At 51.6% G+C, this 26,686-nt stretch carries 26 protein-coding genes and 2 pseudogenes; 22 read left to right on the top strand and 6 right to left on the bottom strand.

From position 1 onward, the window contains the following. Nucleotides 1–9 precede the first annotated feature (9 nt). Both mobB and BQ5361_RS00780 read right to left on the bottom strand, forming a co-directional pair. Nucleotides 10–1,278 carry a conjugal transfer protein MobB gene (mobB, locus tag BQ5361_RS00785; RefSeq protein ID WP_035474300.1) on the bottom strand — a complete coding sequence of 423 codons (1,269 nt, stop codon included), beginning with the start codon at nt 1,276–1,278 and terminating at the stop codon, nt 10–12. Next, nucleotides 1,263–1,679 (bottom strand): annotated as a pseudogene (locus tag BQ5361_RS00780) (plasmid mobilization protein). The gene mobB and the pseudogene BQ5361_RS00780 overlap by 16 nt, the downstream one beginning before the upstream one ends. Nucleotides 1,680–2,412: 733 nt before the next feature. Between BQ5361_RS00780 and BQ5361_RS00775 the strand changes: the two are divergent. Further along, nucleotides 2,413–3,225, top strand: a complete 813-nt coding sequence (locus BQ5361_RS00775) for a ParA family protein (protein ID WP_071424856.1) — start codon at nt 2,413–2,415, stop codon at nt 3,223–3,225. Here the strand turns inward: BQ5361_RS00775 and BQ5361_RS00770 are convergent. Further along, a complete protein-coding gene (locus tag BQ5361_RS00770) occupies nt 3,191–4,354 on the bottom strand; it encodes an IS4 family transposase (protein ID WP_061314776.1) in 1,164 nt (387 codons plus the stop codon). The genes BQ5361_RS00775 and BQ5361_RS00770 overlap by 35 nt on opposite strands. Nucleotides 4,355–4,503: 149 nt before the next feature. Here BQ5361_RS00770 and BQ5361_RS00765 point away from each other — a divergent pair, with 149 nt between their 5' ends. The 21 genes and pseudogenes from BQ5361_RS00765 to BQ5361_RS00670 all read left to right on the top strand — a co-directional run bounded on the left by BQ5361_RS00765 (nt 4,504) and on the right by BQ5361_RS00670 (nt 23,566). Beyond that, nucleotides 4,504–4,905 (top strand): DUF3408 domain-containing protein, encoded by a 402-nt coding sequence (locus tag BQ5361_RS00765; RefSeq protein ID WP_052131138.1) that lies wholly within the window; start codon nt 4,504–4,506, stop codon nt 4,903–4,905. Between the two features lie 5 nt (nt 4,906–4,910). Beyond that, on the top strand, nt 4,911–5,471 hold the full coding sequence (locus BQ5361_RS00760; protein ID WP_035474296.1) for a hypothetical protein: 561 nt from the start codon (nt 4,911–4,913) through the stop codon (nt 5,469–5,471). Nucleotides 5,472–5,684: 213 nt separating this feature from the next. Next, nucleotides 5,685–5,924: pseudogene (locus tag BQ5361_RS10465) on the top strand (DUF4134 domain-containing protein); the annotation flags it as partial. A 5-nt stretch (nt 5,925–5,929) separates the two neighbouring features. Next, nucleotides 5,930–6,274, top strand: coding sequence for a DUF4133 domain-containing protein (locus BQ5361_RS00750; RefSeq protein ID WP_035474295.1), 345 nt, complete (start codon nt 5,930–5,932; stop codon nt 6,272–6,274). After that, nucleotides 6,258–8,789, top strand: a complete 2,532-nt coding sequence (locus tag BQ5361_RS00745; protein ID WP_052131136.1) for a TraG family conjugative transposon ATPase — start codon at nt 6,258–6,260, stop codon at nt 8,787–8,789. The genes BQ5361_RS00750 and BQ5361_RS00745 overlap by 17 nt, the downstream gene beginning before the upstream one ends. Nucleotides 8,790–8,801: 12 nt before the next feature. Next, nucleotides 8,802–9,242 (top strand): hypothetical protein, encoded by a 441-nt coding sequence (locus BQ5361_RS00740; protein ID WP_035474293.1) that lies wholly within the window; start codon nt 8,802–8,804, stop codon nt 9,240–9,242. A gap of 145 nt (nt 9,243–9,387) precedes the next feature. Further along, a complete protein-coding gene (locus BQ5361_RS00735) occupies nt 9,388–10,017 on the top strand; it encodes a DUF4141 domain-containing protein (protein WP_035474309.1) in 630 nt (209 codons plus the stop codon). A 20-nt stretch (nt 10,018–10,037) separates the two neighbouring features. Next, the gene (gene traJ, locus BQ5361_RS00730; RefSeq protein ID WP_052131139.1) at nt 10,038–11,096 is read left to right on the top strand and encodes a conjugative transposon protein TraJ; all 1,059 of its coding nucleotides are present in this window, start codon (nt 10,038–10,040) and stop codon (nt 11,094–11,096) included. A gap of 5 nt (nt 11,097–11,101) precedes the next feature. Further along, nucleotides 11,102–11,725: a conjugative transposon protein TraK gene (traK, locus tag BQ5361_RS00725; RefSeq protein ID WP_071424855.1), complete on the top strand. Its 624-nt coding sequence runs from the start codon at nt 11,102–11,104 to the stop codon at nt 11,723–11,725. A gap of 209 nt (nt 11,726–11,934) precedes the next feature. Continuing rightward, nucleotides 11,935–13,167 carry a conjugative transposon protein TraM gene (traM, locus tag BQ5361_RS00720; RefSeq protein WP_071424854.1) on the top strand — a complete coding sequence of 411 codons (1,233 nt, stop codon included), beginning with the start codon at nt 11,935–11,937 and terminating at the stop codon, nt 13,165–13,167. Between the two features lie 4 nt (nt 13,168–13,171). Beyond that, nucleotides 13,172–14,056 carry a conjugative transposon protein TraN gene (gene traN / locus BQ5361_RS00715; RefSeq protein WP_071424853.1) on the top strand — a complete coding sequence of 295 codons (885 nt, stop codon included), beginning with the start codon at nt 13,172–13,174 and terminating at the stop codon, nt 14,054–14,056. Beyond that, nucleotides 14,053–14,646 (top strand): conjugal transfer protein TraO, encoded by a 594-nt coding sequence (locus BQ5361_RS00710; protein WP_083389206.1) that lies wholly within the window; start codon nt 14,053–14,055, stop codon nt 14,644–14,646. Before traN ends, BQ5361_RS00710 begins: the two co-directional genes overlap by 4 nt. A 19-nt stretch (nt 14,647–14,665) precedes the next feature. Further along, nucleotides 14,666–15,133, top strand: a complete 468-nt coding sequence (locus BQ5361_RS00705) for a TraQ conjugal transfer family protein (RefSeq protein WP_035474289.1) — start codon at nt 14,666–14,668, stop codon at nt 15,131–15,133. A 34-nt stretch (nt 15,134–15,167) separates the two neighbouring features. Further along, complete coding sequence (locus BQ5361_RS00700) at nt 15,168–16,700, top strand: DUF4906 domain-containing protein (RefSeq protein ID WP_083389205.1); 1,533 nt, start codon at nt 15,168–15,170, stop codon at nt 16,698–16,700. A gap of 290 nt (nt 16,701–16,990) precedes the next feature. Continuing rightward, entirely contained in the window at nt 16,991–17,440 is a 450-nt protein-coding gene (locus tag BQ5361_RS10455) for a hypothetical protein (protein WP_143047443.1), read from the top strand. A 237-nt stretch (nt 17,441–17,677) separates the two neighbouring features. Beyond that, complete coding sequence (locus BQ5361_RS00695; RefSeq protein ID WP_035474545.1) at nt 17,678–20,323, top strand: hypothetical protein; 2,646 nt, start codon at nt 17,678–17,680, stop codon at nt 20,321–20,323. A 407-nt stretch (nt 20,324–20,730) separates the two neighbouring features. Then, a complete protein-coding gene (locus BQ5361_RS00690) occupies nt 20,731–20,937 on the top strand; it encodes a helix-turn-helix domain-containing protein (protein WP_035474678.1) in 207 nt (68 codons plus the stop codon). Next, nucleotides 20,934–21,254, top strand: a complete 321-nt coding sequence (locus BQ5361_RS00685; RefSeq protein ID WP_035474680.1) for a HipA N-terminal domain-containing protein — start codon at nt 20,934–20,936, stop codon at nt 21,252–21,254. The genes BQ5361_RS00690 and BQ5361_RS00685 overlap by 4 nt, the downstream gene beginning before the upstream one ends. Nucleotides 21,255–21,259: 5 nt before the next feature. Next, nucleotides 21,260–22,270: a type II toxin-antitoxin system HipA family toxin gene (locus BQ5361_RS00680; RefSeq protein ID WP_071424861.1), complete on the top strand. Its 1,011-nt coding sequence runs from the start codon at nt 21,260–21,262 to the stop codon at nt 22,268–22,270. 276 nt (nt 22,271–22,546) lie between these two features. After that, a complete protein-coding gene (locus BQ5361_RS00675) occupies nt 22,547–22,816 on the top strand; it encodes a hypothetical protein (RefSeq protein ID WP_154822325.1) in 270 nt (89 codons plus the stop codon). A gap of 156 nt (nt 22,817–22,972) precedes the next feature. Continuing rightward, nucleotides 22,973–23,566 (top strand): ATPase, encoded by a 594-nt coding sequence (locus tag BQ5361_RS00670; protein ID WP_154822328.1) that lies wholly within the window; start codon nt 22,973–22,975, stop codon nt 23,564–23,566. 78 nt (nt 23,567–23,644) lie between these two features. Here BQ5361_RS00670 and BQ5361_RS00665 read toward each other — a convergent pair whose 3' ends face one another. The 3 genes from BQ5361_RS00665 to BQ5361_RS00655 form a co-directional block, all read right to left on the bottom strand. Next, entirely contained in the window at nt 23,645–24,313 is a 669-nt protein-coding gene (locus BQ5361_RS00665) for a hypothetical protein (RefSeq protein ID WP_035474019.1), read from the bottom strand. A gap of 32 nt (nt 24,314–24,345) precedes the next feature. Continuing rightward, nucleotides 24,346–25,902 (bottom strand): hypothetical protein, encoded by a 1,557-nt coding sequence (locus tag BQ5361_RS00660; RefSeq protein ID WP_035474021.1) that lies wholly within the window; start codon nt 25,900–25,902, stop codon nt 24,346–24,348. 402 nt (nt 25,903–26,304) lie between these two features. Continuing rightward, nucleotides 26,305–26,628 carry a hypothetical protein gene (locus tag BQ5361_RS00655; protein ID WP_143047441.1) on the bottom strand — a complete coding sequence of 108 codons (324 nt, stop codon included), beginning with the start codon at nt 26,626–26,628 and terminating at the stop codon, nt 26,305–26,307. Nucleotides 26,629–26,686: the final 58 nt, after the last annotated feature.

The following is a 26,686-nucleotide window of genomic DNA, read 5'->3' as shown; positions in this document are numbered from 1 at the left end:
AAAGCATAGTTAATTCTGCACTTTCCGTTTCCTGCGCTTCTGTATCATTTCGTACTCTTCATAGAGATCCGGTGCTGCGGCTTCGTCGAGCAGCGTATCTACGAGGTCGAACAACAGCCATTTTCCCGCCGTGTCGCTTCGCTGCGGACGCCTGTCGGGGATTCGTTCCGGCCTCTTGGGATTGGCAGGTAAGTTTTCTTTTTCCGTATTCCGGGTTTCTTCCCCGGCCTGCGCGAACAGCCTCTCGAAGTTGTTCGCCGAAAACGCTCTGTCGAACCGCGAGCCGTTTACAACCAGCCGGTTGTCATGATCGATGAAGGTGACGCCGAAAATCCTCCCGTCGTTCTTCCCGCTGCGGTGGAACACGACGGAAATTCCCGCCCGGCGCATTGTTTCAGCGAACTCTTCCGGCGTTCTGCATTGTCGCATCGCCTGCCGGATGGCTTCTTTGGTCGGCTCCAGCCGCTCCCTGTTTTCCCGAATCCAGCTCTTCGTTGCGGCATATTGTTTTTGCAGGGCGTCGTACCCGACATCCCGTCCGATACGGCTGGCCGGGATCGGATTGCCGATGCGTTCCCCGGAGGCATCGAGCGCTCCGTAAAGGACTCCTTCGTAGGTGCGGCCCCGTGCTTCTCCGCGACACTCTTCGAGCCAGACGTTGAAAGGCCGCAGCAGCGTGTTCAGCTCTCCGGCCGATGCAAAGCGGTAGCGGTCCGTCATACTACGCACGACAGAGGCCACCTGTGCCCGTACATTGCCAGCCCGATAATCGACCCGCCGCAACTCCTCGAATACCGGTCGTTCTCCCTGCGAAGAGTGCAATCCGTATTGTCGTTCGAGTTCCCGTGTAATTTCTTGAGAGCGTTTACGGTCGTTGTAGCGGTCGATCGTTTTCCCGTCCGGCCCGATACAGATAGATACGATATGGAGGTGACTGCGGGCTATGTCTTCGTGTTTGAAGACGACGAAGGGCTGGGCGCCGTACCCCATACGTTCCATGTATTCGTGCGCTATTTCGATGAGCCGCGCATCCGACAGCCGGTCTTCCGGGTGAGGATTGAGCGAAGCGTGGAATACCGGGTCGGACAATCGGGAGCGCGGGTCGGACAAGTGAGGTGCGAATGCTTCCACCAATTTATGAAAGTCTATTTTACCGTCGAGGGGCATTACCGGGAGTTTGTGACAGCACAATACGCCGGCTGTTTCTTTATCGACTTTCAGCTTGTTATACTCCAGCATGCCGACGATATTTTTGCCATAAGTTATTCTTGCGACCATTGCTCCTGCATTTGTTTGGCGAGTGCTTCGATACGTAAGCTGAGTGCCTTCAGTTGGCGCGTATAGCCGGTAAGAATATCGAGTTGCGTGAGGATAGCGCGGTCGGAATAGCGCGAGTGTACCTGCCGGACGACCTGGTTATAGTTGTTCCCGAGCTTGGAAAATTGCCAGTAAAAATCGTTCAGCCGGGCGATGAATTGGGCTTTCGAGGTATCGATTTTATAGACTTTCAGCTCTCAGCCGAAGAGTCGTGAAAGGATGAATCGGGAGATGTTCTTCGTACAATCGGCCTCTTCGAGCATCTTGCGGAAGCGGATTTCCTGCTTGTCATTCAGCAGAAAGTTGTAACGGTGTGTTTTGGGGTCGGCAGCTTTAGGCCGTCCGCTTTTCTTGTGTGCCATAATGATAGTTGAAAGGGTTTGCGATTTGGGAGCGAACCATAGCCCGACAGCCGAAGGCCGCCGGGCCTTTTCGTATGCGGGAAACATTTTCCGCATACGAAAAGATACCTTGCTCTCGGCCCTTGCCGAGAAAACCGCTCCGCACGCGGAGCGGCCTTCGATGCCAGGAAACTACCGGTTCGTCCGACGGTGCAATGTTACGAAAGAATCCATAACGGCACAATGACCTGAAACGGCCTGCGGGTGCCTGTGAGTGTCGTATTCCCGAAATGGAATCCGAGAAGATTTTCAAGTAGTTTCTTTGTCGGTGGATGAATGGCCGCAGGCTTTGCAATCGTGCATTCATTACACTCATGCACTTATTGAATGAACTCATTGCACTCACGCATTCACTGAACAACTGCACTCATTGCCGAAATGAACTCATGTAATAAATGAATCCGCTGAATGAACTGAAATATTGCAATCGTGCATTCATTGCACTCACGCATTCACTGAACGACTGCACTCATTGCCGAAATGAACTCATGTAATAAATGAATCCGCTGAATGAACTGAAATATTGCAATCGTGCATTCATTGCACTCGCGCATTCACTGAACGACTGCACTCATTGTCGGAATGAACTCATGCAATGAATGAATCCGTTGAATGAACTGAAGTATTGCAATCGTGCATTCATTACACTCATACACTCACTGAATAAACTCATACAACCTTAAATCAATCGAATATGGACAAACAACCTGTTTTTATTTCGATCGCCAATCAAAAGGGAGGTATCGGAAAATCAACTTACACAATTTTCACGGCCAGCCTGCTTCATTACCGGATGGGTTACCGGGTTTTGGTAGCTGACTGCGATTATCCGCAATGGAGCATCGCCCGGCAGCGCGAGCGGGATTTGGATGTCATGGAAAGCTCCGAGCGTCTCAAGCAGCAGATGATGACGCAGTACAAACAGACGGGACAGAAGGTATGGCCCGTGTTGGAAACCCAACCATCGAGTGCTCTGGCAGACGTCTCGAACTACATCAGACAGGAGGAGGTACCGGATGTCGTGCTGGTCGATTTTCCCGGTACCATCGGAACCAAAGGGGTATTGGGGCTTATGGCCTGCATGGATTATCTGTTTGTGCCGGTCAGAGCAGATAAGACGGTTTTGGAGAGCTCGATAACTTTCGCCCGAACCATTAACGAGGGGATTATCGCTCGTAAGAGTTCACCGCTGAAGAGCGTGAGTATGTTTTGGACCATGCTTGACCGACGGGAACGCACTCCGCTGTACGAACACTATGAACAAGTCATCCGGCATTTCGGTCTTTCGCTGATGCGGAGCCGTCTTCCTATGCGGAGCCGTTTCAGCCGAGAGTCCGATGGCAACGGAGGCATCTTCCGCTCAACGCTGTTCGCCGCCGACCGCTCCTTTACCGTCGATAGCGGGATGGATGATTTTCTTGCGGAATTATGTGCTATCATTAGTGTCCCGTTAAAATCGGGACAAATTAATATTAATCAAACAATCCCGGAAAAAGGGAAGAATTGAGTTCTTTGACATCGTTGAAATTAGTCTTCTCAAACAGTTCTTTAAGGCATGTTTTGTCCGTAAGAGAAATGCTTAGAATTTGTAGAACTTCATATGTTGACCGTTCCAGTTGCATGTCATGTTGCACTATAGCAACAAGGCAATAACTGATAATGGCAGTACTGATTTGGATTCGAACAGCGTTCTCCGTAGTACCCCAAAACTTCTTAATTTTGAGGTGCTGCTTTAGCCATTTGAAGAACAACTCAACCTGCCAGCGGTTTTTATACAGTTCAGCGATTTCAAGTGAAGTGAGATGAAAAGCATTGGTAAGAAAGACAAACTCTCTATCCTGATTTTCGTCTCTGTACTTCACTAAGCGCAACCGCTCAGGATACTTCTGCCGAGTGATTATGTCGGTAAGTTCTATTACAGAATCGGTAAGTACATTCTTTGGCAATCTGCGTCTCCATCGGATACATTTAAACTGTAGATTCTTCTTGGCTCTCACCACAAAGAAAGACTCGTGCAAATGTATCTTATAAAGTTCTTTGAAGGCATTGTAACCGCGGTCAAACACATAGTAAGACCCTGATTCATAAGGAATATACTTTATCGCTTTTGAATCGTGGACAGATGCTGTAGAGATGTGGAAGTATGCTGGGACTTGTGCTTCCAAGTCATACAACACATGAGCTTTTATACCACCCTTCTTCTTACGAAACTTAGCCCACCAAAAGATAGACAGACATAAAGGTATTGTCGTAGAATCGAAAGCATACACATGTCCTTTCAACTTAAAAATATCTGTTGCCTGTTTTTTCCGAGCCTGTTCCATCATAAAGAATGCAAAATTTTCAAAGATGCGGTAATCTCGATTTTGGTTGGCTGAAGCAAATGTCGTTTTAGCAATAGGATTTCGTCCTATTCCAAGATGATAGCATTTGGTATGATGCGCTTCCAGTGCCACGACTACATCGCGTAAACTTTCACGATTACTAAGCTGACCAAACATCAGTGCAAGAAGTTGGTTCCAGCACGTGAATGACTTGACATACCGATTGCCATTATATTTGTCAACTAAGTGACGAAACTTGTCTTTATCGAGAAATTCTATCAATTGGGCAAAGACATATTTGTTTTTGTTCATATGCAGTCTATCTTATAGACTACAATGTAGTAAATTCAAATCGTCGCACCCTAAAAATGCTTGTAAAAGACTATATTTCAATTATTTCAAAGACCAATTTCCATTTTTAACGGGACAGTAATGATGTGCTATTGCAAAATTAGAGTAGTATGGCACGACGACAGAACGAACCTTTCGACGAAGAGGTCTTGCGTATGATCGCCAGCCGCATGAACAGCGTTCCGGCTCTGGAGGATTCCGCCATGGGCGTTGCGGCGGATTCCGAGGCTTCCGATGCCGAGCGACCTGCCCCGGAAAAGCCTCGCCGCCGGCCCGGGAAATCCTCCTATGCCGAAATCTTCCTCTCACCGATGGTCGTACAGCGCCGCACGGCCGTCTATGTCAGCGAACAGGTGCGGGACGCTATTTCGACCATTGTCCGGCATTTGGGACCTTCGGGAGAACTGTCCGTCAGCGGATATGTGGAAAACGTACTGCGACATCATCTGGAGAAGTACCGGGAGGAGATCAATACGTGCTATAAAGCCTCGGCACGGGATAAGCTGTTATAAGAGCCATGAGAGATATTCTTTTCACGTTTCTGGGCCTCGGTACGGCCTATCTCTATTTGGATAAGTTCCTGTTCCGGGGACACCTCGGAAGTCTTTTCGTGGAGGGTTGGCGGCATCTTCTGCACCTGCCCCGACGTCGCAAAGGCTCTTCGTCTGAGGCGTCGCCGCCAGTTACGCTGCCGGCAGCGGACTCTTCCGACGGGCAGCTTATCGAAAGAAAGGTGTACACTTCATGCCAGCGGGTGCCGGAAAGTGACATGGCCGCAAAAACGGTATCAAACGCTTCTGCGGACGATAACTTTGAAGACGGAAACAGCCCCCGGGGAGGTTCGGTCGTCGAAACGTGGAGTGCAGAATCGTTCCGTGGCATCTCACAATGGAACGACGAAGGTTTCGCACTGAATGAGAATCAGGAGAGCCTGTCCGATACCGAGCGGATTCGTCAGGAGGTACAGCAGGCACTAAGTCGGATTCCGAATGAGGAAGATTCGTTTGCCGACGAGTTGGAGCCTACGGACGAGGAGAAATACGGTCCTTCGCCGGACCATGCCGGGAGTTTTTTCTAATGGATTGTTTCACTTAAATCATCAAGATTATGAAGATGTGCTATTACGACTCGGGGTGAATTGAGTGCCCATGACCCCAGTTTACCGGCGGCAGGCCGGTAGTGGTCTGCCGCCCGAATTATTTCACTTTTAAACTATTTCGAAATGAGCACGAAACGAAAAAAAATGACTGTACTTCTGTCCTCCCTTCTGTTTGCCGTGGGGCAGACATGAGCGCAAGGCAACGGTCTTCGGGGTATCTCGGAAGCGACCACCATGGTGACGAGTTATTTTGACCCGCTCACGCTGTTGATTTACGCTGTCGGAGCCGTCATTGGGCTGATTGGAGGCATAAAGGTCTACCAAAAATTCAGCAGCGGAGACCCGGATACCTCGAAAACCGCCGCTTCATGGTTCGGCGCCTGTATTTTTCTGATTGTCAGTGCTACGGTATTGCGCTCATTCTTCCTGTAACGGCTATGGCAGCGTATAATATCAACAAGGGCGTCAATGCCCGTGTGGAGTTTCACGGCCTGCGGGCGCAATACCTTTACCTTTTTGCCGGCGGACTGCTGGGTCTCTTCCTGCTGTTCGTTGCGATGTACCTTGCCGGCCTTTCCGCCGGAGTCTGCATCTTCGTCTGCGGCGCTGCGGGCGCTGCACTCGTCTGGGGTGTCTTCCGTCTTAACTCTCGCTACGGGCAATACGGGATGATGAAACTGCTTGCGGGGCTTCGTCTGCCGCGCCGCATCATTCGCCGCCGCAGAATAGGACGTCTTATACGAATCACTAATCACTTCGACGACCATGCAGGGAACGCTTAAAACCGTATCGCTGGAGAGCTGTTTTCCGCTTCTGGCTGTCGAGCAGGGCTGTATCGTCAGCAAGAACGGCGACCTTACCATCGCTTTCCGGGTGAAACTCCCGGAGGTATTCACGCAGACCGCCGCCGAGTACGAGAGCCTGCACAGCGTATGGTGCAAAGCGCTGGCTATTCTGCCCGACTACACGGTCGTGCACAAGCAGGACTATTTCATCGAGGAGCGATACCGCTCCCGAATCGAGGCGGAAGAGTCGTTTCTGTCCCGTTCGTTCGAACGTCACTTCAACGAACGTCCCTACCTGCACCACAGTTGCTACCTGTTCGTCACGCGCACGACCAAAGAACGCATGAGGCAGCGGAGCGACTTCTCGTCCCTATGCCGAGGTGCGTTAATTCCGCGTGAGGCGCTGGACAGCGATGCCGTGACACGATTTCTGGAGTCAGTGGCGCAGGCCGAGAGCATCCTGAACGAAAGCGGCAGCCTGCACCTTCGCCGACTCTCGGCGGAGGAGATCGTAGGCACGGCCTCGGAGCCGGGGCTGCTGGAGCGTTACTTCTCGTTGGGCGGCACAGCGGGTACGGTGGAGGATCTGCGACTCGATGCCGGCAGCGTGCGTATCGGCGAGCGGACGCTCTCGCTGCATACGCTCTCCGACCTGGACGACATCGCCCAAATGGTCGCTACCGATACGCGCTACGAGCGTCTTTCTACCGACCGGTCGGACTGCCGCCTGTCGTTCGCCTCACCCGTGGGATTGCTGCTGGGATGCAGCCACATATTGAATCAGTATGTCTTCCTGGACGATAATGAAGAGATCCTGCGGACGCTTGAGCGCACTTCGCGCAATATGAACTCTCTGTCGCGTTACTCGCGCTCGAATGCCGTAAACCGGGAGTGGATCGAAGAGTATCTGAACGAAGCACACGCGAACGGTTGGCGGTCGGTGCGCTGCCATGTGAATGTGGTCGCGTGGGCCGAGAGCGAGGCGGAGCTGAAGAGGGTCCGCAACGAAGTCGGCGCCCAGATCGCCCTGATGGGGTGCACGCCGCATCACAATACGGTGGACGTGCCGGTATTGTTTTGGGCCGGGATTCCGGGCAACGAGGGCGACTTTCCGGCCGAAGAGTCCTTCACCACCTTTCTGGAGCCTGCGGTGTGCTTCTTTGCACTGGAGACCTGTGGCCGGGACAGCGCCTCCCCGTTCGGAATACGGCTTGTGGACCGACTGACGGGAGTTCCGGTTTTGGTGGACATCTCGGACGAGCCGATGAAGCGCGGCGTCACTACCAACAGAAATAAATTTGTCCTGGGGCCTTCGGGCAGCGGCAAGAGCTTCTTCACCAATCATATGGTGCGTCAATATTACGAACAGGGAACTCACATCCTGCTGGTGGATACGGGTAATTCGTATCAGGGGCTGTGCGAGCTTATCCGCCGCCGCACGCACGGCGAGGACGGCATCTACCTGACCTATACGGACCAGGAGCCGATATGCTTCAACCCCTTTTACAGCGAGGACGGGGTGTTCGACATCGAGAAGCGGGAATCGATCAAGACACTTATCCTCACGCTGTGGAAACGCGAGGACGAAGCCCCGACGCGGGCCGAGGAGGTGGCGCTCTCGAATGCCGTCAATCTTTTCCTTGCGGAGATGAAACGCAATCCGAACATTGTCCCGTCGTTCAATTCCTTTTACGAGTTCGTCGGACAGGAGTACCGCCGGTGGCTGCGGCAGAAGAACGTCCGGGAGAAAGATTTCGATTTGGAGGGCTTCCTGAACGTGCTGGAGCCATACTACCGGGGCGGCGAATACGATTACCTGCTGAACTCCGACCGGGAGATGGACTTGTTGCATAAACGATTCATTGTCTTTGAATTAGACAATATCCGCGACAACAAAACCTTACTGCCTATCGTGACGCTCATCATCATGGAGACGTTCATTTCCAAGATGCGCCGGCTCAAAGGCGTGCGCAAGATGATCCTTATCGAAGAGTGCTGGAAAGCCCTTGCTTCGGCCAATATGAGCGAATACATCAGGTACTTGTACAAAACCGTCCGCAAGTATTTCGGCGAGGCGGTGGTCGTGACGCAGGAGGTCGATGACATCATCTCCTCGCCGATTGTCAAGGAGACGATCATCAACAACGCCGACTGCAAGATTCTCCTGGACCAACGTAAGTACATGACCAAATTCGACGGCATACAGGCCATGCTGGGACTTTCGGAAAAGGAGAAGGCGCAGATTCTCTCGCTCAACCTTGCCCGGCATCCGGGTCGCAACTACAAGGAGGTATGGATCGGACTGGGCGGCGTGCAGTCGGCCGTCTATGCCGTCGAGGTTTCTAAAAGCGAATATTACGCCTACACGACCGAGGAGCGCGAGAAGACCGAAGTATTCGCCCTGGCCGAACGTATGGGCGGGGACCTGGAAGGTGCCATCCGCCGTATGGCTTCCGAACGCGGAACGGAAACGCCGGAAGTGACTATCCGCACGATTATCGATAACGCATAAACAGAAAAACAGATGAACGCAAAACAGAAATTGGCGGCTGAATTTGTCGAGCTGCTTAAACAACAGAGAAAGGAACATAACGAACGGGGGCGTTTCCTGGGATATGCGGAGCGCCTGGCAGCCCGCATACGCTTATGCGGCATTTGCGGCAGTTGGGTCGGCAACGGCACTACATACTCAATGCTGGTCAGCCCGCAAGAGGATGGCTTGTCTGTTCTGATATGTGATAATTCCCATTGTTACAAAACCGTGTTGCGGGATTTGTCGGCCGTGCTGCGTGACCGACAGATTGTTCTGGTTGGAGAGCTGGGACAGAGCTGCGGAAGAATCATACTGGATGAGAACGATGTGTTGCATTGTGCCGACTATGGGACGTTCCTTCGGGAGGCCACGCTTTTACGCAACGAACTGCACGATATGCAAAACGACGGTCTTTCCGAAAGCGAGGCATAAAGGAATGGAGCGAGAGGTGATTTTGAAGCTGTGCGATTCGGCGATGGAGATACTTGCGGCCCTGCGCCGGGAGTGTGTACGGCCGATGTCTGCCGACTGAAAGCACACAGGAAAACCGAGGTATTCAAACGTAAAAAGAATCGGAATGAAAAGTAAAATATTGTTGACGGGCTTATTGTTGCTTTGCGTATCGGTAACGGCCCGGGCGCAGTGGGTAGTTTCCGACCCTTCGAATTTGGCACAGGGTATTGTCAATTCGTCGAACGAAATTTTCGAAGCCGCGAAAACCACACAGCAGATGTACCGGAACTTTCAGGAGACACAAAAGATATACCTCCAGGGTAAGGAATATTACGACAAACTGCGCGGGGTAACGAATCTGGTGCGGAATGCCCGCCGAGTACAACAGTGTATCCTGCTGGTAGGCGAGATATCGGACATTTACGTGAACAATTATGATAAGATGCTTCGGGACGAGTATCTCACGGTCTCGGAGCTGACGGCTATCGCCCGTGGATACACGTCGCTGTTACAGGAGGGCACGAACTTGCTGCGCGACTTGCAGACGATCATCAACCCGTCGCAAATGTCGATGACGGACAAGGAGAGGCTGGATATCATAGACAAGTGCTATACGTCGCTCTCGCATCTACGCAACAGGGCCTGGCTGTTTACACGCTGCAATATCGCCACCGCCGTACTTCGGGCCCGCGAAAGCAACGATCTGAAACGCAGTCTCGCGCTTTACGGTACGGATGAAGAGAAATATTGGTAATCCTCTGGAGATAAATGTCTATGTTCCTACCGCTCGCATTTGAAAATCTGCACGTCGTACTGCGGACTCTGTTCGATAAGATGCTGCCGCTCTGCTCGGAGATGACTGCCATCGCCTCGGGTATCGCCGGATTAGGGGCGCTGTTGTATATCAGTTACCGGGTATGGCAATCTCTGGCACGTGCGGAACCTATCGACGTTTTCCCGCTGCTGAGGCCGTTCGCGCTGGGGTTGTGCATCCTCTTTTTCGAGCCGCTGGTGCTGGGTACCATCAACGGGATTCTCTCTCCGGTAGTTCAGGGTACGCACAAACTGCTCGTCGGTCAAACATTCGATATGGGGAAATATCAGAAAGACAAACAGGAGCTGATGAAAGCGACGGCCGAGGCGAATTTCGACCAGCTTGCAACGGCTCAGACCGGCGAAGAGACGACCGCGATGCTCGAAGAGATGAATCTGGAACCGGCGGACCTGATGGCCTTGCAGCAGATGTATGAGGAAAGTTCGTCATGGAGTTTGAAGGGCATGATCACCAAAGCGTTTCACTGGCTGCTGGAGCTGCTTTTCGACTGCGCTTCCCTAATCATCGACACCATCCGCACGTTTTTCCTTATCGTACTGGCTATTCTCGGCCCATTGGCTTTTGCGGTCGCCGTGTATGACGGGTTCCACGCTTCGCTTACACAGTGGCTGTCGAAATACATCAGCGTATACTTATGGCTGCCTATTTCCGATTTGTTCGGCGCTATTCTGGCCCGTTTACAGGTACTTTCGATACAGAAAGACATGGAGATGCTGGCCATAGACCCCTCCTATACGTTCAGCGCCGAAAACGGCGCATCGCTGGTCTTCCTGCTCATCGGAATCTGCGGTTATTTCACCATTCCGAGCATTGCCGGATGGATCGTCCATGCGTCGGGTATCGGTAGCTATAACCGTATCGTCACCCATCTGGGAGCTTGGACGCTGACACATGCAGCGGGTATTGCGGGTTCCACCATAGGCAATGTTGCGGGCAGGGCCCGTGAAGGAGTACGCAGGCATATCGACGTGCGGTCAACCAAAATCAATAAAAAGTAGAAATTATGGAGTTCAAATCATTGAAGAACTTTGAAAGCAGCTTCCGGCATATCAGGCTTTTCAGCATGTTATTTTTGGGACTGTGCGCTCTGGTAGCAGTCATCGCCGTATTGGGGTCGTTCAGGTACGCTGAGAAACAACGCGAAAAAATTTATGTACTGGAGCAGGGCAAATCGCTCATGCTCGCGCTTTCACAGGATCTTCAACAGAATCGTCCGGTAGAAGCCCGGGAGCATGTAAGGCGTTTTCATGAGTTGTTTTTCTCGCTTTCTCCGGATAAGGATGCGATAGAAGGCAACATCAACCGGGCTTTGCTGTTGGCCGACAAAAGCGCCTTAAGTTGTTACCGAGACTTGCAGGAGGCAGGATATTACAACCGCCTGATTGCCGGAAATGTCATTCAACGCATTGCCATTGACAGCATGCAGTGCGATTTCGGAAGCTATCCGTATCGCATCAAGACCTTCGCCCGGCAGCAGATAGTTCGTGAAAGTGTCGTAACCGAACGCAGCCTGATTACCAGTTGCTGCCTGGTGGACGTGTCCCGTTCGGACAATAATCCGCAAGGATTCCTTATCGAACGCTTCACAATCGTGGAAAATAAAAACTTGGGAACGTATGACCGTTAAACGCACCTGTCTGAAATTGCAGGAATCTTTCCGAACGATACGAACGAAATTACGCAGCTCTCTTGAAAGGCTTTCCGAACGGCAAAAACGAATCCTTATTCTGACAATGCTTTGTCTGTTGGCCATGCTGGATGTCTGGCTGCTCGTGCGGGGATTTTCAGGCACTGTTCCCGAACGAATCGAATACGTTGAACCTTTGAACATACGGGATGAAAGAGAATAAGCAACAAAAAACTGGAAAGGAAGGCAACGGCGCCTCCGGCAGAAAACAACGACAGAAAATGTTGATTGCCGTATTGATCCTGCTCGTTCCTTTTTCGGCGGGTATGTATTTCATTTTTCGAAGTGCCCGTAGTACGATGCCGCAGGATGCCGCAGGACTCGATGTTTCTATTCCTGACGGACGCGGCGTGAGAATCGAGGCGAGCAAGACCAAAGCGCTGGCACATGTGGAAAGTGAAGAGGAAGAACGCCGCAGAATACAGCGTTTCGACAGCGACTCTTTCTCGTTGCTGGATACAACGGAAGAAGAACCGACACATCGGGCGGATGCTTTAGTTGGGGTGCGGGAAGCCCATGCCGAAGCTACGCGGACGATAAGCGGCTTTTATAGGTTAGAACACAAGGCTTCGGAGAGCGATGCTCAGCTCGAGGCGTTGCAGCGTCAGGTCGAGGAGCTGACCCGCCGCCTCGAAGAACAGCGAACCCTGCCCCCGGAGCCGCCCTCCGCAGAAGCGCTGATGGAGCGCAGCTATGCATTGGCGGCCCGCTACTTCCCTAACGGTACTGCCGACGGCAGAGAACCGGTTGCGACATCAGTACCTGCGACCGTGCGGCCGGCGGAACAGATAACCGTCGTGCGGCCCGTAACGTCGGTAGTTTCCACGCTCGCCGTGCCCGACACGTTGCCGAACGTACCCCGTAACCGGGCATTCCATACCGCAGTGGGACCGGATACGACGACCCCGACCGGTATGATTCGCGCTTGCATCGCCGGGGAACAGCGCATCGCGGCCGGGGAGCGCGTGCGTCTGCGGCTCATAGATGCCGTGCGGGTAGGTGCCGCGACCCTTCCGGCGGGAAGTTTCATATACGGTACGGCCTCGATAAACGGCCAGCGGCTCGCACTGACGGTATCTTCGGTAGAGTGCGGCGGCAGCATCCTGCCCGTAGCGCTGACGGCCTATGATACGGATGGTATAGAGGGAATATTCGTACCGGATGCCGCAGAACGTAAGGCCCTCAAAGATGCGGCGGCGAGCATGTCGGCCGGCATAGGCTCAGGAATCTCGATAACCAGCAATGCCGGGCAGCAGGTGGCGATGGATCTTACGCGCAGCGCCTTGAGCGGAGCCAGTCAGTACCTCTCCTCCAAACTGCGCGAAGTGCGTATAACGCTCAAGGCCGGGCACCGGCTGTTACTCATCAGTTCTAAATCGTAATCGTATGCCGAACAAGAAAATCATATTATTGCTTTGGGGGCTGCTGTGCGGAGGGGCGGTACAGGCGCAGCCCAAGTTCCTGCCTGGTACGGTCATCGCACCCCGCAAGATCGAGGTGTCCTATTCCAAGACCACGCATATTCTGTTCCCGGCGGAGGTGAAGTACGTCGATCTGGGGTCGTCGAACATCATCGCGGGCAAAGCCGCCGGAGCTGAGAATGTCGTGCGCGTGAAAGCCGCCGTCCCGGACTTCGCTGACGAGACGAATTTCTCGGTCATCACGGCCGACGGGTCGTTTTACAGCTTCGATGTCGAATATAAAGACAATCCTGCCACATTGTCGCTGGAGGTCGGCGGTGAGGCTGTGCCCGAAAGCAGGACCGACGACCGGGTGCCAGCCTCCCGGATACGGCTGCGCGAGCTGTCCGGAAACAGCGCCCGCACCGTTATGGAGGATATGAGGACGATCTATCGTCGCAACGAGCGCGACCTGCGGCATATCGGCTGCAAGCGGTATGGCGTGCAGACTCTCGTGAAGGGCATCTATATCGAAGACGACCTGCTGTATCTGCACCTGGAGATGACCAACCGCTCGAACATATCCTACGATGTGGAGTACGTGCGTCTGGCGGTCCGGGACAAGAAGGTTGCCCGGCGGACGGCCATGCAGGAAACGGAGATAGTGCCCGTGAGCCGCTATAACGATTTGAGAACGGTAGCCAGCGGCGTAAGCATAAGGGACGTGCTGGTGATTCCCAAGTTTACCATAGCGCCGGGGAAGGTGCTGGAGGTGGAGATCGCGGAGAAAAACGGCGGCCGCAACCAGCGTTTCCGCATCGAAAACCGTGATATCCTCTCGGCCCGAAGAATCGACAAAAAAAGTGAATGATGATGAAACGATCGCTGTTCATACTCTTGCTGCTGTGCAGTTGTCTGCTGCCTGCGACGCGGGCGGCGGCACAGCGCGGCCTGCCCGGGCAGGTAGGCATACAGGTCGGTGCGGGTGTCGCCGACGGATTTCTGGTGCGGCGCTCCGGAGGCGAATACACCTTCGGTGCGGAGGTGGCCGTGACGCGCAACAATGCCAACCGCACGTTTTGGAAGTTCGCAGCCGGCTATCTGCGCCGCGACTACCGTTATCTGCGGCAGCTCGTGCCGCAGGAACAATATACGGCGCAGGCCGGCTATTTCCTGCCGCTGCTGCATGATCGCCGCTACAACCTCTCTTTGGCGGTGGGCGCCGAGGCGCTCATCGGATACGAAACCGTGAATCGGGGACGCCGAACGCTCGAAGACGGGGCGACGCTCCGCAACCGCAATGCATTCCTCTATGGTGGAGCTATTGCGGCCGAAGTGTCCGTCTATTTCTCCGACCGCACGATCTTCCTGCTGTCGGTGCAGCAGCGGGCGCTCGCGGGATCGACGCTCGCCACGTTCCACACGTTCCTGTCGCTCGGTGTCCGGTTTATCATCAACTAACCGAATTACAAATAATATTATGAAAGGAATAAATGCCATAATGATAGGCTGTATAGCCTGCCTCGCGTTTTTCTGCCTGTCCAAGTGCAGCAATGAACTGGAGGTGCAACGCGAATATGCATACGAAGTATCCACCTGGCCGCTGCCCGCAGAAGTCGCACCGGGCGAAGAGGTGGAGATACGCTTCACCCTGGAGCGCGAGGGCGACTACGCAGGCGCGGAGTACGGATTCAGTTGGGTACAGACCGACGGAAAAGGCACGCTGCGCGATTCGCGCGGGATGTACTACACGGACCGCGAAGAATACGAACTGCGCGTGGTTCCCGACCTGGACGTTTCCGACCCGCTGGCGTGGCGCTTTACGCTCTGGTACCGGCCAACGGGCAGCGACGACCCCTCCCTGCGCTTTATCGTAACCGACAACTTCGGGCAGCAACAGGAAGTGGAGTGCTCTTTCCGACTCGTGGAGTCGGACGATGCCGTATAAAACAAAATCGATAACCCTCAAAAATTGACTTCCGATGAAACTCAAATCAATGATTATTCTTTGCGGCCTCGTCGCTGCGGGATGTGCCGCCTGCTCGCGCGAGATACAGCCCGCCGGGGAGCGGAACATCCCCGAAGGGCAGGTACGGGTAGTTATGCCCGTACAGGCCGGGCAGATGGAGTGCGTAACACGCGCGGCGGATGAAGACACGGTAAACGACCTGAACGTCTATCTTTTCGATGCCTACTCCCGAGAGCTGGTTCTGCACAGCTATCTTACGTCTATGGAGCTGGAATTTAATTGCGTTCCGGGAAACTACGAACTCTATGTCATCGCCAATGCCTATGCCGACCTGGGGGAATTGCAGTATGCGCAAGTTACTGACAGGACGGTAAACTTTATGGTCGGGCTTCGGAGCCTGCCCATGTCGGCGATGCGGGAGCTTCAAATCGAGCAGCAGCCGGGCAATCGGGTGACGCTGCCGCCGCTGGAACTCGAAAGGGATATGGCTCAAGTGACATACAGCATTTCCGCAGCTCCTGCCATGAAAGGTATGGAGATCGTGTCGCTGCAAGTCTGCAACATACCCCGGCGCGGAGCAATTTTCGGCGATACGGCTCCTTCGGCGCAGGAAGACGAATATGTTTCCAGCAACCGGAGTATCGTAATGGACGGACAAGGACGCTATACGGATGAACTGTACATGCCGCAGAACTGTCAGGGAACCGTCGCCTCCGTTACCGACCAGCGGCTGAAGGATGCCGACCATGCACCGCAGTATGCGACGTATTTGATGATTCGGGCCGTGCGGGAAAACAAGGTACTTGAATACCGGGTATATCTCGGGGAGAACAACACGACGGATTTCAACGTCCGCCGCAATACCCGCTATTCGCTCGACATCACCATCGAGGGCGAGAGCGAGGTGGACACCCGCGTGCAGTGCTACACGCTCGACGTGTACGACGATTTGGAGAACTCCGACGCAGCACTCTCCGGCTATTGCATCCCCTCGAAGGCGTGGAATCTGCATTTCGACATTGCCGGGAATACGGCCGGGCGCAAGATAAGCGGCACGGTGACGCTCCGGGAAGGCGTGGCATCCTGTTTCAAGTTCAACACCAATCCTCACGGACAGACCGGGACGATCGCCCTGTGGAATCAAAACGGCCCAAACTCCCTGCCGGTAATCTACGATCCGCCCGTCGTGACCGAGGCGAACGGATGGATAGAGTACGACGTACTGCTGGTCGATGACGGAGGATTCCGCAAGACCTACACCTTCCGGCACATGCTGGCCAACGAGATTCGGGCCGTGCCTTACGGCGACGAAGCGCTCACGGTGACCGGCGCTCCGTACTACCTGCGCCAGGAAGACGGAACCTTACGCATCGCCTGTTACGAAAACGGATGCACCCTGCGGGCCCCGCAGTACAGTGCAGGGATGCGGTTCGCCGGCTGGTATGCCGATGCCGCTTACCGAACGAGGCTCTCGACCGAAGTGCAGTACCTTTGCAAACCTTCGGCGACACTGACCGTCGTATATGCTAAATACGAAAAATTGTAGCCGGGAGAGAGACCCCCGTAGAAACGAACGAAGGCTGGGAAGCAAATTCCCGGCCTTCATTCTTCTGCTGCCGATGTTTCAGGGGGTCGGCTGTGCCGAGTGCCGCAAAATTGCATTAAAGACAGAATTTACGGCAATTTTTACCGGTGCAGGCAGGAAGGTGTCGGAGTTTTTCGTATCTTTATAATTGGAAGATATTTTGGAAGATTTCGCAGCGACGATGCAACGAAACGGCAACGCTTTGCGTCTAACAATAAAAGACGGAACCATTAACCTTAACACATAAACGCATGAAAAAAAGAATATTCTTTACGATTGTCGGATGTATATGTTTACTGAACTTTTCTTGTAGTTCAAGCGAACGAGTACATGATACCTACTATACATATATCAATAACACCTCTTCCGCCATTACGATTGAATGCTATTACGGCGACGCATGGGTTGATGAAGTTGTCAATCCCGACGAGTTGTATAAGACCATCACTATACCATCTGGTGAAAGCAATACGGTACATCTTACGAGTGATACTTTTTGTATGCCTTTCCTCTGGCTGAATAGCCCTGATGTTTATTTGTTGGTTCACAACGGTCAGATAAAAGTTTTCGATGACGGAAGTGCGGATGATAGTTTATTAATGCTGGAAACTTATACACTTACTTCCGAGAGTGAAACCGTCCGCCATTACGAATATGTCTTTACCGACGATTATTTCAAGGACGGAGAGCCGATAGAATAACATTCTTAGACTTTTATACGACAGGCGGAGCGATATTTTGTCGCTCCGCTTTGTTTTTATGATAATTTTCTGTATATTTAACTATCATCGTGTGGGTATGGAAGAGTTCCGGTTTGTGCCTGCCACTCAACACCGGTCGGACTGGGATGATGTAAAATGAAAACTTGCTCCCGGCAATCATCGTCTTCCTTCCTCCTGTAAACTAACCTTGTTTAATTACCCAAAATTCATATCACGATGAAAAGATACAGACTCTTTCTGCCGATATTTCTTTTTCTGTGCTTTGCCTGTACCCAATTCGATGAAGAGGCGATGCTGGACGAGGCACCGACGACGCGGGCTGCCGTAAATGCTGCCGCACTGCGCGAAAGCGCCGGAATCGCCAATACGGACAATCCCTATTCCGTCGATAATATGAAGGCTGCCATGATACAGTATTGCAAGGTCATGAACATCCAGCCCCGGCCAGTCTATGCCACACACGAATACGTCCGTTTCGAGGTTCGGGACAGCCTGGATTACTACATTCTCGAAGACAGTCTGGGGCTGGAGATGTTTACCTATCCGCTGGACCGTATGCTGAACAATGCGGAGCGGAGTTTTTATGCCACCGATATCGTAAACGGGAAAAAGTGGTATTATACGGTCGTTCCGAAGAATTTCCGTTATCCGACAGAGATGCCCAAACAGATCCTTCAGGAGATTTATATGCAGGGAGGAACCGTGCTCTCGGGAGCGAGTGCAGCATCCGGTCCTTCGACCCGGATAATCGGCGGCGGCAGTACGGGTTCCTCCCAAATAGACGACTCCCTTTACGATGCCGTGCTGAATCTGTCTATGAAGAATGCCGGGATAGATACCGATGACGGACCTTCACCCGCTGCCGGGTGGACTCCTTCGGCATGCATTCTTTACGAGGACGACCTGACCCATGAGAAACTGCCGCTCAAGAATGTGACGGTACGTGTCAATACGTTTGTCAATATCGGAACCGGCCAGACGGATGAGCGAGGCTATGTCGCAATACCCGAAGGCTGGGGAGGTAAATTTAGGAATCGGGTAGATTACGAGGTCAAGTTCAAAAACAACAGGTTCAAAATATTGGAACACCATACGGGAGCGGCTATCGCATACGGTCCGGAAAATTCCAAAAGTCAATGGCTATATACAATCACCAGCGATGATAAACGGGTATCGGCTTTCGCTGCGGTATATTGGGCCGCATACCATATATTTTATGTTCAGAACACTATTACGAGGCCGGTTGCAAACGGGAAATATCGAATAGCCGTGTTTTGGGACCAACATCGTGGAAAATATGGTATGCATTATACTTGGTATAGTTTTTTCGGAAGCCTTGCCAATCCTGTACGGATAAGCGGATTGGAAACTGCCGATTCATACCGTAATAGATATGCCATCATAGGAACAACCTTCCATGAGTTGGGACACGCCTCTCATTGGACACGAGGTTTTTTTACCATAGATATGGTAGATAAAGCAGTTACGGAAAGTTATGCTCGTGCAGTCCAATTTTATTTTCTGCGGGAAGTTTATCCGAACAGCGACCCCGTAAGGTATCGTCCAGACTATTCTGAAGAATATACCGGCATTGGGGAAGCTCTTCTTAGCAATGGTTTTACGATGCAAGACCTTGAACACCTTTTCGTCGATTGTCACAATAAAGACTTTGCAGATCTACGCACGAACGCTCTTTCAATGCGGAAAACGTATGATTGGGTCATCAATTACCTGTTTGACCATCCTTATAATGTATGGGATTTCAATCTTGCCACAGAATCTCTACGCACAACGGATGATGAATATACAGCTTATATCGGTATTCCGGTAGAGTTTGCATTACAACGTCTTATGAGGACAAATATTCGTGCACATGTTGTAAAGTGGACTATTACTCCATCTGAGTTTAGAACCCAATCAACAACTCAAACCAGTGCTGTTTTCGTGTTCAACAGGACAGCGACTTATACGGTCAGTGCCGAGATTCAATTACCGGATATGACAAATACCTACACTGTATCACGAAACATTACGGTCAGGCCGCTACCGGCAATATCCGGACCGAACACTCCACGTTTGGGAGTCATGTCCCAATACACGATGGATGATTTCCGGTTTTTCAAAAAGTGGGAGTTGGAATACCAGGACGATAGCGGTAATTGGGTAGATGGGTCGGATAAAGTGAATCTGCAAGGCGGCACAGACCTCAATGCGCCCAAATCGTTAAAACTGTTGTTCCACACTTTCGGAACATTCAGGCTGACTGCGATACTCGATTTCGATGGTATCGAAAAAACCGTTTACAAGAATATAACCGTCCCGGCCGAAGGCAACCCTACCAGTGAATACCAAGCACCGGGTATTTACTTGGTCCAAGCCTATGGAGGTAAGCTAAACGGCGATATCGTCCATCAAATGCATAACAGGACGTTCATCCGAGTGCTGCAGAACTATGTCGCATTGGCTGATTCCTACAATTTCCGGACATTCAGTCACGCCGTTACGCAAAGCCATCCGTATGCCGACATAATGAAACCTATTTACAGAATGACTTACGGAGAATACGACGCTTATAGTCCGCTTCCCGGCAGTCTGCTCGTCGATAACGCCATCGTACCGGGACGTCCGAACTATATAAGCGGACTTCCCAGCGTATTGGCGTTTTACGTATTGTCGGAGCAACAGCCGGGAACAGTACCGCTCTATTCGGTAGCTATGACCGTGAAAACCTCGCTGGGAGCGACGAAATCGAACTGCCGCTATTTGAGTCTGCAGCAACTGAACGGAACGCAGACGGTCGGGAATGAAGTCCGGACCTATAAGACGATGGAGTTATTGGGCTACGTCTATCCGGTACAATAATCCCGCAAAACGTACCAAGAGACTCTGGGAACGAATAAAGGCCGGGATTTGCTTCCCGGCCTTTATTTTATTCTGTTGCAAAGCAAGGCAGTACGGATTACGAATGTTCAGGTTGGGGGCACTGACATCAGTGGGGGCTAACCCGTACTGCCATCAATCATCTACACCCCGAAGTTATACACAAACTTATTAAAAAGCAATAAAATATAAAATAGCGGAAATTCTCGTTTTTCCAATAAAAATGACAAATAAGTTAAGCCGGCAGAGAATGCATGATGTGCATGCCGGTTCTATGGCGGATCTATCGTGCAGTATAGCACAAATCACCATTTATTGTGATTTATGATTATTATTCCAAAGAATTGCATTATATTTGCACTGAAATCACAATATAAAGGGATTTTGTAATGACTATCGGCAATGCAATCAAGGAGCGTCGCAAGATGCTGAAGATTACCCAGCGCACGCTGGCGGAGCTGGCGGGCGTAGGAATCAATACGCTTACGAAGATCGAACGCAACGAAGGAAATCCTTCGCTCGACGTGCTGGAACGGATTCTCGACACGCTGGGGCTGGAACTGCGGGTAGGCATCAAAAACAGCGATAAATTATGAGGCAAGGGATGGTTTATATGAACGGCATTCCGGCCGGAGTGATAACCGAAGTGTCAACAACAGAGTATCTGTTCCGGTATGAAGACGCTTATTATGCGGACGCAGCGATGCCTGCCGTCAGCCTGACGCTGCCCAAGACACAGCAGGAGTATTGGTCGCCTTATCTTTTCCCGTTTTTCAGCAATATGCTCTCTGAAGGACGCAATCGCGCCGTGCAGTCCCGGTTGCTGCATATCGACGAGAACGACCATTTCGGCATTCTGCTGGCAACGGCGCAGACCGATGTCGCCGGAGCCGTAACCGTTAAGCCTTTATGACGACAATGAATCCGATTACGATATGTCCCTCGACATTGAGCGAGGGTTACGACACCTATTCTCCCGTAGCGAGCCGACGTCTGTTCGACGGCCGGACGGTATCGCCCTATTTGGACTATGCGCCCATCGACGACGACAGCCAGCCTGCGACGCAGGAGGAGTTCATGCACAATCAGGAGCGGATTTCGCTCTCCGGCGTGCAGCCGAAATACTCGATGGTCGTCCGGGACGGCAGGCTGCGCCTGACCGAAGAGGGCGAACAGGGTCGTTATATCCTCAAACCGAAGTTGAGCGATTTCCGCAACCGTCTGTACGGTGCGGCGAACGAAAATCTGACGATGCAGATAGCCGCACAGGTGTTCGGTATCGAGACGGCCGAGAACGGATTGTGCTTCTTCCAAGGCGGCGAAGCGGCCTACATCGTAAAACGTTTCGACGTCAAGCCGGACGGTACGAAACGCCGCAAAGAGGATTTCGCGTCGCTGGCAGGACTGACCGCACAGAACGGAGGCCAGAACTACAAATACGATGTGCTGACCTACGAAGAGTGCGGCGACCTAATTCGCAGATACCTGCCTGCGTGGAGGGTCGAGATGCTGAAATTCTTCGATCTGGTCGTGTTCAACTTCCTTGTCTGCAACGGCGATGCACACCTGAAAAACTTTTCGGTATTGGAAACCGAATCGGGTGATTTCCGGCTGGCTCCGGCATACGACCTAATAAACACTAAGCTGCACGTCGATGACCGGATTTTCGCGCTCGACAGAGGATTATTGAGAGGCGATGCTGTCGCCCATACGCCTTTTGGGATGATTGGCGGCGCGACCTTTACGGAGTTCGGGAAACGACTGGGACTTCCCGAGAAGACGGTACGCCGGGAGCTGGACCGATTCTGCGCCTCGTATTCCTTGCTGGACAGGCTGATTCGGAACTCCTACCTGTCCGACGAACTGAAAGAAGTGTACCGCAATATGTACCTCGGACGCCGGGACTCCTATCTGAAGGTCGGATTGTGAGCCAGGGAAAAATAATAGAGCCGCAATAGCTATTGCGGCTCTATTTATTCAGAGCGTAATCGGTTACTTCTCTTCCTCGTCCCGGTCGGCCCGCCGTTCGAGCGTCTGACAAATGGACTTCTTCGCAGGCTTGAGGCCCTCGTATTACAGAATTTCGTTGCCAGTAATACCATAAACGGCTTTCCGTCGTTTTGATAATAAAGAGTTTCTACCCGAACAGGTATGGAAATTGCAGAAGTAAAAATAATTGCATACTTTTGTATATTAAAACATTCTATGGCCAAACAAAAACTTATAACCAAACTGTCTTCCTTTTTCGAGCAACAAACCAAAGATGATGCTCAGATTGAGGACGAATCGACGTTTGCGGCCCTGATTAACCGGACGCCGAATCCGGGAATCGCATTGGCAAAGGAGAACGGAGTAGCCATTACCGTCGTGCAAGACGGCATCATTTACAAAATTCAAGCGGATAATACACGTATCGAGATAGGCAAGGTCGCGCCCGAAGTGAAGGTCCGCAAACGGTGTTATACCGTACAGTAATTCCCGATACTCATGTCCAAGAAACGTCTTCGCATTTTTGCCGGGCCGAACGGTTCGGGGAAATCGACTATATTTTCTGCTGTCGATAAGAAAGTCGGGTGCAAATATTTCGTCAATGCAGACGAGATATATAAAAGTCTCTCCGAAACGGGATGTTTGTCTTTCGATTATTATACGATTCTTCCCCAGGAAGATAGCTTGAAGGAGGCATTCCGGACATCGGGGTTCTACGACAAATCGCGCAGTGGAAAAGATATTATCAGCCGGCTTACGGTCGAAAACAATGTACTGCATGTTCCTCGTGAATCGGTCGATTCTTACTTTGCTGCTTTTATTGCGGATTTTCTGCGTTTCAACATGCTGAATATCGTCCGGCAATTCACGATTGAAACGGTGATGTCGGATGTGCGTAAAATGGATTATATTCGTCTTGCCAAACAGTCCGGTTATCGTATTTACCTGTATTTCGTATCGACACAGGATGTCGAAATCAATATCGGTCGTGTAGCTCAGCGGGTACAGTTGGGAGGGCACGATGTGCCGCGTGAAAAAATCATACGCCGTTATACCAAATCGTTGGAAAACGTTTACGATTGCCTCAAGCTGTGCGACAGGGCCTATTTCTTCGATAATAGTGCTGCGCAGTGGCGGATGCTCGCGGAATACGATGCAGAAAGCGGTTCTTTGTCCGTATTGAAGGAAAGCGTTCCGGAGTGGTTCGATGAATATGTTTTGCGGAAACTTGCATAATCCGGTCGAGCCGAAAAACAATAACAAGGGCAGAAACACATGTTTCTGCCCTTGTTTCATACACAAAATTCAAGAGTTTCATTCCTTCTCTTCCTCGTCCCGGTCGGCCCATCGTTCGAGCGTCTGACGTACGGCTTCCTTATAGTCCTTGTCGGTAATCCGGTAGGTCCAACGGACGGCGTTCGGGCGGTCGGGGAACTCTTCGAGCACCCATGCCGACTGATCGCGCGGTGTGCCGCGTTGCGATTCGGTCATTGGCTCGAAGAAAGAGTATTGAGCGCACGTATCTAATTCCAGCCAACAGATTCCGCTTAATCTTCCTTCCAAGTCAGGATTGAAATACAATTCAACGAATCCCAACGCATCCAGATTTTTCGCCAACACATCGTTGTCGTCAATCCACGGCATTTTCTCCATCGTCTGCCCCCAAGTCCCTTGTTCTCCCGGTGCGATTACGATCTGCTGACCGCTCGCACTCATTTTTGTTGAAATGAAAAAAATCACATTCTCCTGACTGGCATTCTGCATTCGGAAATAAGTGTAATAACAGTCTGGATCTTCTGTTTTCATATATTCCTCCATCGACTTATTCGCATCCACGAACTCCGGCTTTTCTGGTTCCGGCTCCGGCGTGGGCTGTTCTTCCGGCGGAGCTTCCGGTGCCGGACTTTCCGCTTTGTCGGAACAGCCCAGTGGGGCCAAGAACAGGAGCAAGGCTCCTAACGATAAATAGACACGTGCTTTCATAATCAGGTAGGTTTAGGTTGAACTATATTCGTCTATAAAGTACTCTCCAACTCTTTGTAAAGAGTCATCAGCGTCCTTATATTGTTGCTTTGTTCCGGGACAGTGGAAATACTTAACGCTTCTACGGCCTCGACCTTCTTACACGATACAGACCAAGCGGCAAGATCGGAAATATCCGCATTAACCTTGAGATTCACCGCATCGACCGGATATTTCGCGGTAGCAGTGGTGATATTCTCGTCCAATTCACTTTGATTGCAGTTGTCCCACAGGTCTATGAACATCGGAGTCCTGCATTGGTCGTATGGTGATTTCGTCGGGTTGTAATACCACAACTGTATATTCAGGTCGTCAGGCTTGGGATACCACGGAGAGTAAAGGTCGTCGTAAACGTGCAACTTATAAAGAGCATCCAATTCCTTGTAATATTCATCGAGAAAATACCATTTGGTAAACTCGCCCCAACTTTCGGTTATGACACGCGAATAATGGATGTAATCATTATTCTTCGCATTGATTTTAAGCCACTGTACCGCTTTCCCCATTTCGCGAAGGACCGTTGCCATAATATCCAGTGGGGTTTTGTCCTGACAGTAGACCAAGACTTTCATAACAGTAGCATCATACGGATCCGGCAGGAATCTATCATCACTGCCTGAAGGTACCGCTTCATCCAGACAGCAGATTTGCACCGTACCGCCTGTCACGCTGTAACCGTTCTTGTTCATGTATTTCGCTGCCAAATGAGCCGTAGCATAATCGTAGCTCACGCTTTTAGTCGACGAGATAATGCAATTCCAGCGAGGCATAGTATTCGGGTCTATTACTTGTCCCGTACTGGCAAGGCTGGAACTGTTGCTGAGAATACTCCATTTGATGTCCTGCCATTGGATCGAGGCGGTACCGGGCAGAGCCGCGTATGTTTTCGTCGCCGTGAAGTTACCGTCCGTATCGGTCCGAACGGTTTCCTGTATCATTTGCATGGAGGAGGAGTAACCGAATATAACGACCCGTAAGCCCTCTATTGGATAATATTCTCCGGTCAATTCATCCCGGTATTCGACTCGTCCCGACGGTTTCCAGTTAGTCGCTACCCGTGTCGTCGTATTCATAGCCGCTTCTACCGTAAGAGCTTCGTCGGGGGTCAGTCCCGATTGCGGGTCGCCCGGTGCAAAGAACTCGGCCAGCACTTCGTATTCCACGTCGTCGGGAAGTTGCGCGTCACCTTCCAATACCGTGTACACAGGCTCCGGCCGTCCCTCCTGCACAGTCACGGGCGTAATCTCGATACCGGGAGCCGGTAAGGACGAATAAATCAGACCCTCCTTGCGGATTTCCTCTAACAGACGGTCCACATTAGGGAAGAACACCCGCACATAACGGCTCGTCGGCTCGATGCGCTCGGCCACATCGCTGCCCAGCACTTCGCCCACCAGGGCGCGGGTCTGCTCGAAAGTCATCGGCTTGAACGCATCCATAGTCGTTTCCGTGTTTTGAGGCAGCGCCTCGTTCTTCATTTCGGCCTCTTTCGTACAACTGCCGAGGAGTATGGCACACAACAGGACCATACCGATAGTAGTCTTTTTCATGTCAGTGTAATTTTAAGATTAATGATGTGGCGGAGCGCTCTCCGCCGTTGGCTTCCGATATTGATAATCTTGTGGTATTGCACGCTGCACATCCATCAGATTACCATGATACCGGGCCTGTCATAACCTCGAAATTCCACACATCGAAAGAATCCGTTCCGATAATCCGCCGTATCGTCACGATGCGGTTTATCCTATTTCAAATGTATGTAAATTATTTCACAAAACAAAGAACGAATCAAAGAATTATGCTCGTAAAAAGAAAAAATATCAGATAGTGGATAAAAATACGGCTTATTTGCTTTTTGATGCGATAATACGAAATCGCATTTGAAAGAATTATCGCTATTGTGTCGATGTTTTCTTATTTCATAACAGAGGCACGAATAATCGCTGAAGGTTTTACTGCACCTGCAATATCATGTTTTCGATCAACCGTTCGGCATTAACCGGCATTTGCGTATCTTCGTCCAGCAACGGGTCGTTACGGCAATCGATGTTGTAGCGAGCGATGGGTTTCTTCCTGTAATTCCATCGCCCTTCGAACAGGGTAATCTCGAAGATGCCCACATGGGCATAGTATTCGTAAAAAGCGGTGCATGTCCCTGTCTGATTGAGGGTCATGAGCGCCCGAATGATTTTCAGCAGCTCCTGCGTGGGTACGGCCAATGCCGCAGGGTCGTCGTGGCGGAGCGTGAAGTCGGGCCACAAGGGATGATAAGACATAATATTAGGCAGATAAATGAGCAACCGGCCGGACTTGGGATTTCCGCCCGGAACAGAG

The organism is Tidjanibacter massiliensis (assembly GCF_900104605.1).
GTDB classification, from domain to species: Bacteria; Bacteroidota; Bacteroidia; order Bacteroidales; family Rikenellaceae; genus Tidjanibacter; species Tidjanibacter inops.
Note: the sequence above shows the minus strand (reverse complement) of the source record. Positions and strands in the feature narration are given on the sequence as shown.

Excerpts from the sequence above, each read along its gene's own strand:
- BQ5361_RS00685 (WP_035474680.1), top strand. The coding sequence starts at position 20,934 with ATGAGGCAAGGGATGGTTTATATGAACGGCATTCCGGCCGGAGTGATA.
- BQ5361_RS00760 (WP_035474296.1), top strand. The coding sequence starts at position 4,911 with ATGAGAGATATTCTTTTCACGTTTCTGGGCCTCGGTACGGCCTATCTC.
- BQ5361_RS00705 (WP_035474289.1), top strand. The coding sequence starts at position 14,666 with ATGAAAGGAATAAATGCCATAATGATAGGCTGTATAGCCTGCCTCGCG.
- BQ5361_RS00710 (WP_083389206.1), top strand. The coding sequence starts at position 14,053 with ATGATGATGAAACGATCGCTGTTCATACTCTTGCTGCTGTGCAGTTGT.
- BQ5361_RS00775 (WP_071424856.1), top strand. The coding sequence starts at position 2,413 with ATGGACAAACAACCTGTTTTTATTTCGATCGCCAATCAAAAGGGAGGT.
- BQ5361_RS00750 (WP_035474295.1), top strand. The coding sequence starts at position 5,930 with ATGGCAGCGTATAATATCAACAAGGGCGTCAATGCCCGTGTGGAGTTT.
- traJ (WP_052131139.1), top strand. The coding sequence starts at position 10,038 with ATGTTCCTACCGCTCGCATTTGAAAATCTGCACGTCGTACTGCGGACT.
- BQ5361_RS00765 (WP_052131138.1), top strand. The coding sequence starts at position 4,504 with ATGGCACGACGACAGAACGAACCTTTCGACGAAGAGGTCTTGCGTATG.
- mobB (WP_035474300.1), bottom strand. The coding sequence starts at position 1,278 with ATGGTCGCAAGAATAACTTATGGCAAAAATATCGTCGGCATGCTGGAG.
- BQ5361_RS00690 (WP_035474678.1), top strand. The coding sequence starts at position 20,731 with ATGACTATCGGCAATGCAATCAAGGAGCGTCGCAAGATGCTGAAGATT.
- traK (WP_071424855.1), top strand. The coding sequence starts at position 11,102 with ATGGAGTTCAAATCATTGAAGAACTTTGAAAGCAGCTTCCGGCATATC.
- BQ5361_RS00700 (WP_083389205.1), top strand. The coding sequence starts at position 15,168 with ATGAAACTCAAATCAATGATTATTCTTTGCGGCCTCGTCGCTGCGGGA.
- traM (WP_071424854.1), top strand. The coding sequence starts at position 11,935 with ATGAAAGAGAATAAGCAACAAAAAACTGGAAAGGAAGGCAACGGCGCC.
- BQ5361_RS00745 (WP_052131136.1), top strand. The coding sequence starts at position 6,258 with ATGCAGGGAACGCTTAAAACCGTATCGCTGGAGAGCTGTTTTCCGCTT.
- BQ5361_RS00660 (WP_035474021.1), bottom strand. The coding sequence starts at position 25,902 with ATGAAAAAGACTACTATCGGTATGGTCCTGTTGTGTGCCATACTCCTC.
- BQ5361_RS00675 (WP_154822325.1), top strand. The coding sequence starts at position 22,547 with ATGGCCAAACAAAAACTTATAACCAAACTGTCTTCCTTTTTCGAGCAA.
- BQ5361_RS00740 (WP_035474293.1), top strand. The coding sequence starts at position 8,802 with ATGAACGCAAAACAGAAATTGGCGGCTGAATTTGTCGAGCTGCTTAAA.
- traN (WP_071424853.1), top strand. The coding sequence starts at position 13,172 with ATGCCGAACAAGAAAATCATATTATTGCTTTGGGGGCTGCTGTGCGGA.
- BQ5361_RS00680 (WP_071424861.1), top strand. The coding sequence starts at position 21,260 with ATGAATCCGATTACGATATGTCCCTCGACATTGAGCGAGGGTTACGAC.
- BQ5361_RS00770 (WP_061314776.1), bottom strand. The coding sequence starts at position 4,354 with ATGAACAAAAACAAATATGTCTTTGCCCAATTGATAGAATTTCTCGAT.
- BQ5361_RS00735 (WP_035474309.1), top strand. The coding sequence starts at position 9,388 with ATGAAAAGTAAAATATTGTTGACGGGCTTATTGTTGCTTTGCGTATCG.
- BQ5361_RS00695 (WP_035474545.1), top strand. The coding sequence starts at position 17,678 with ATGAAAAGATACAGACTCTTTCTGCCGATATTTCTTTTTCTGTGCTTT.
- BQ5361_RS00665 (WP_035474019.1), bottom strand. The coding sequence starts at position 24,313 with ATGAAAGCACGTGTCTATTTATCGTTAGGAGCCTTGCTCCTGTTCTTG.
- BQ5361_RS00655 (WP_143047441.1), bottom strand. The coding sequence starts at position 26,628 with ATGTCTTATCATCCCTTGTGGCCCGACTTCACGCTCCGCCACGACGAC.
- BQ5361_RS10455 (WP_143047443.1), top strand. The coding sequence starts at position 16,991 with ATGAAAAAAAGAATATTCTTTACGATTGTCGGATGTATATGTTTACTG.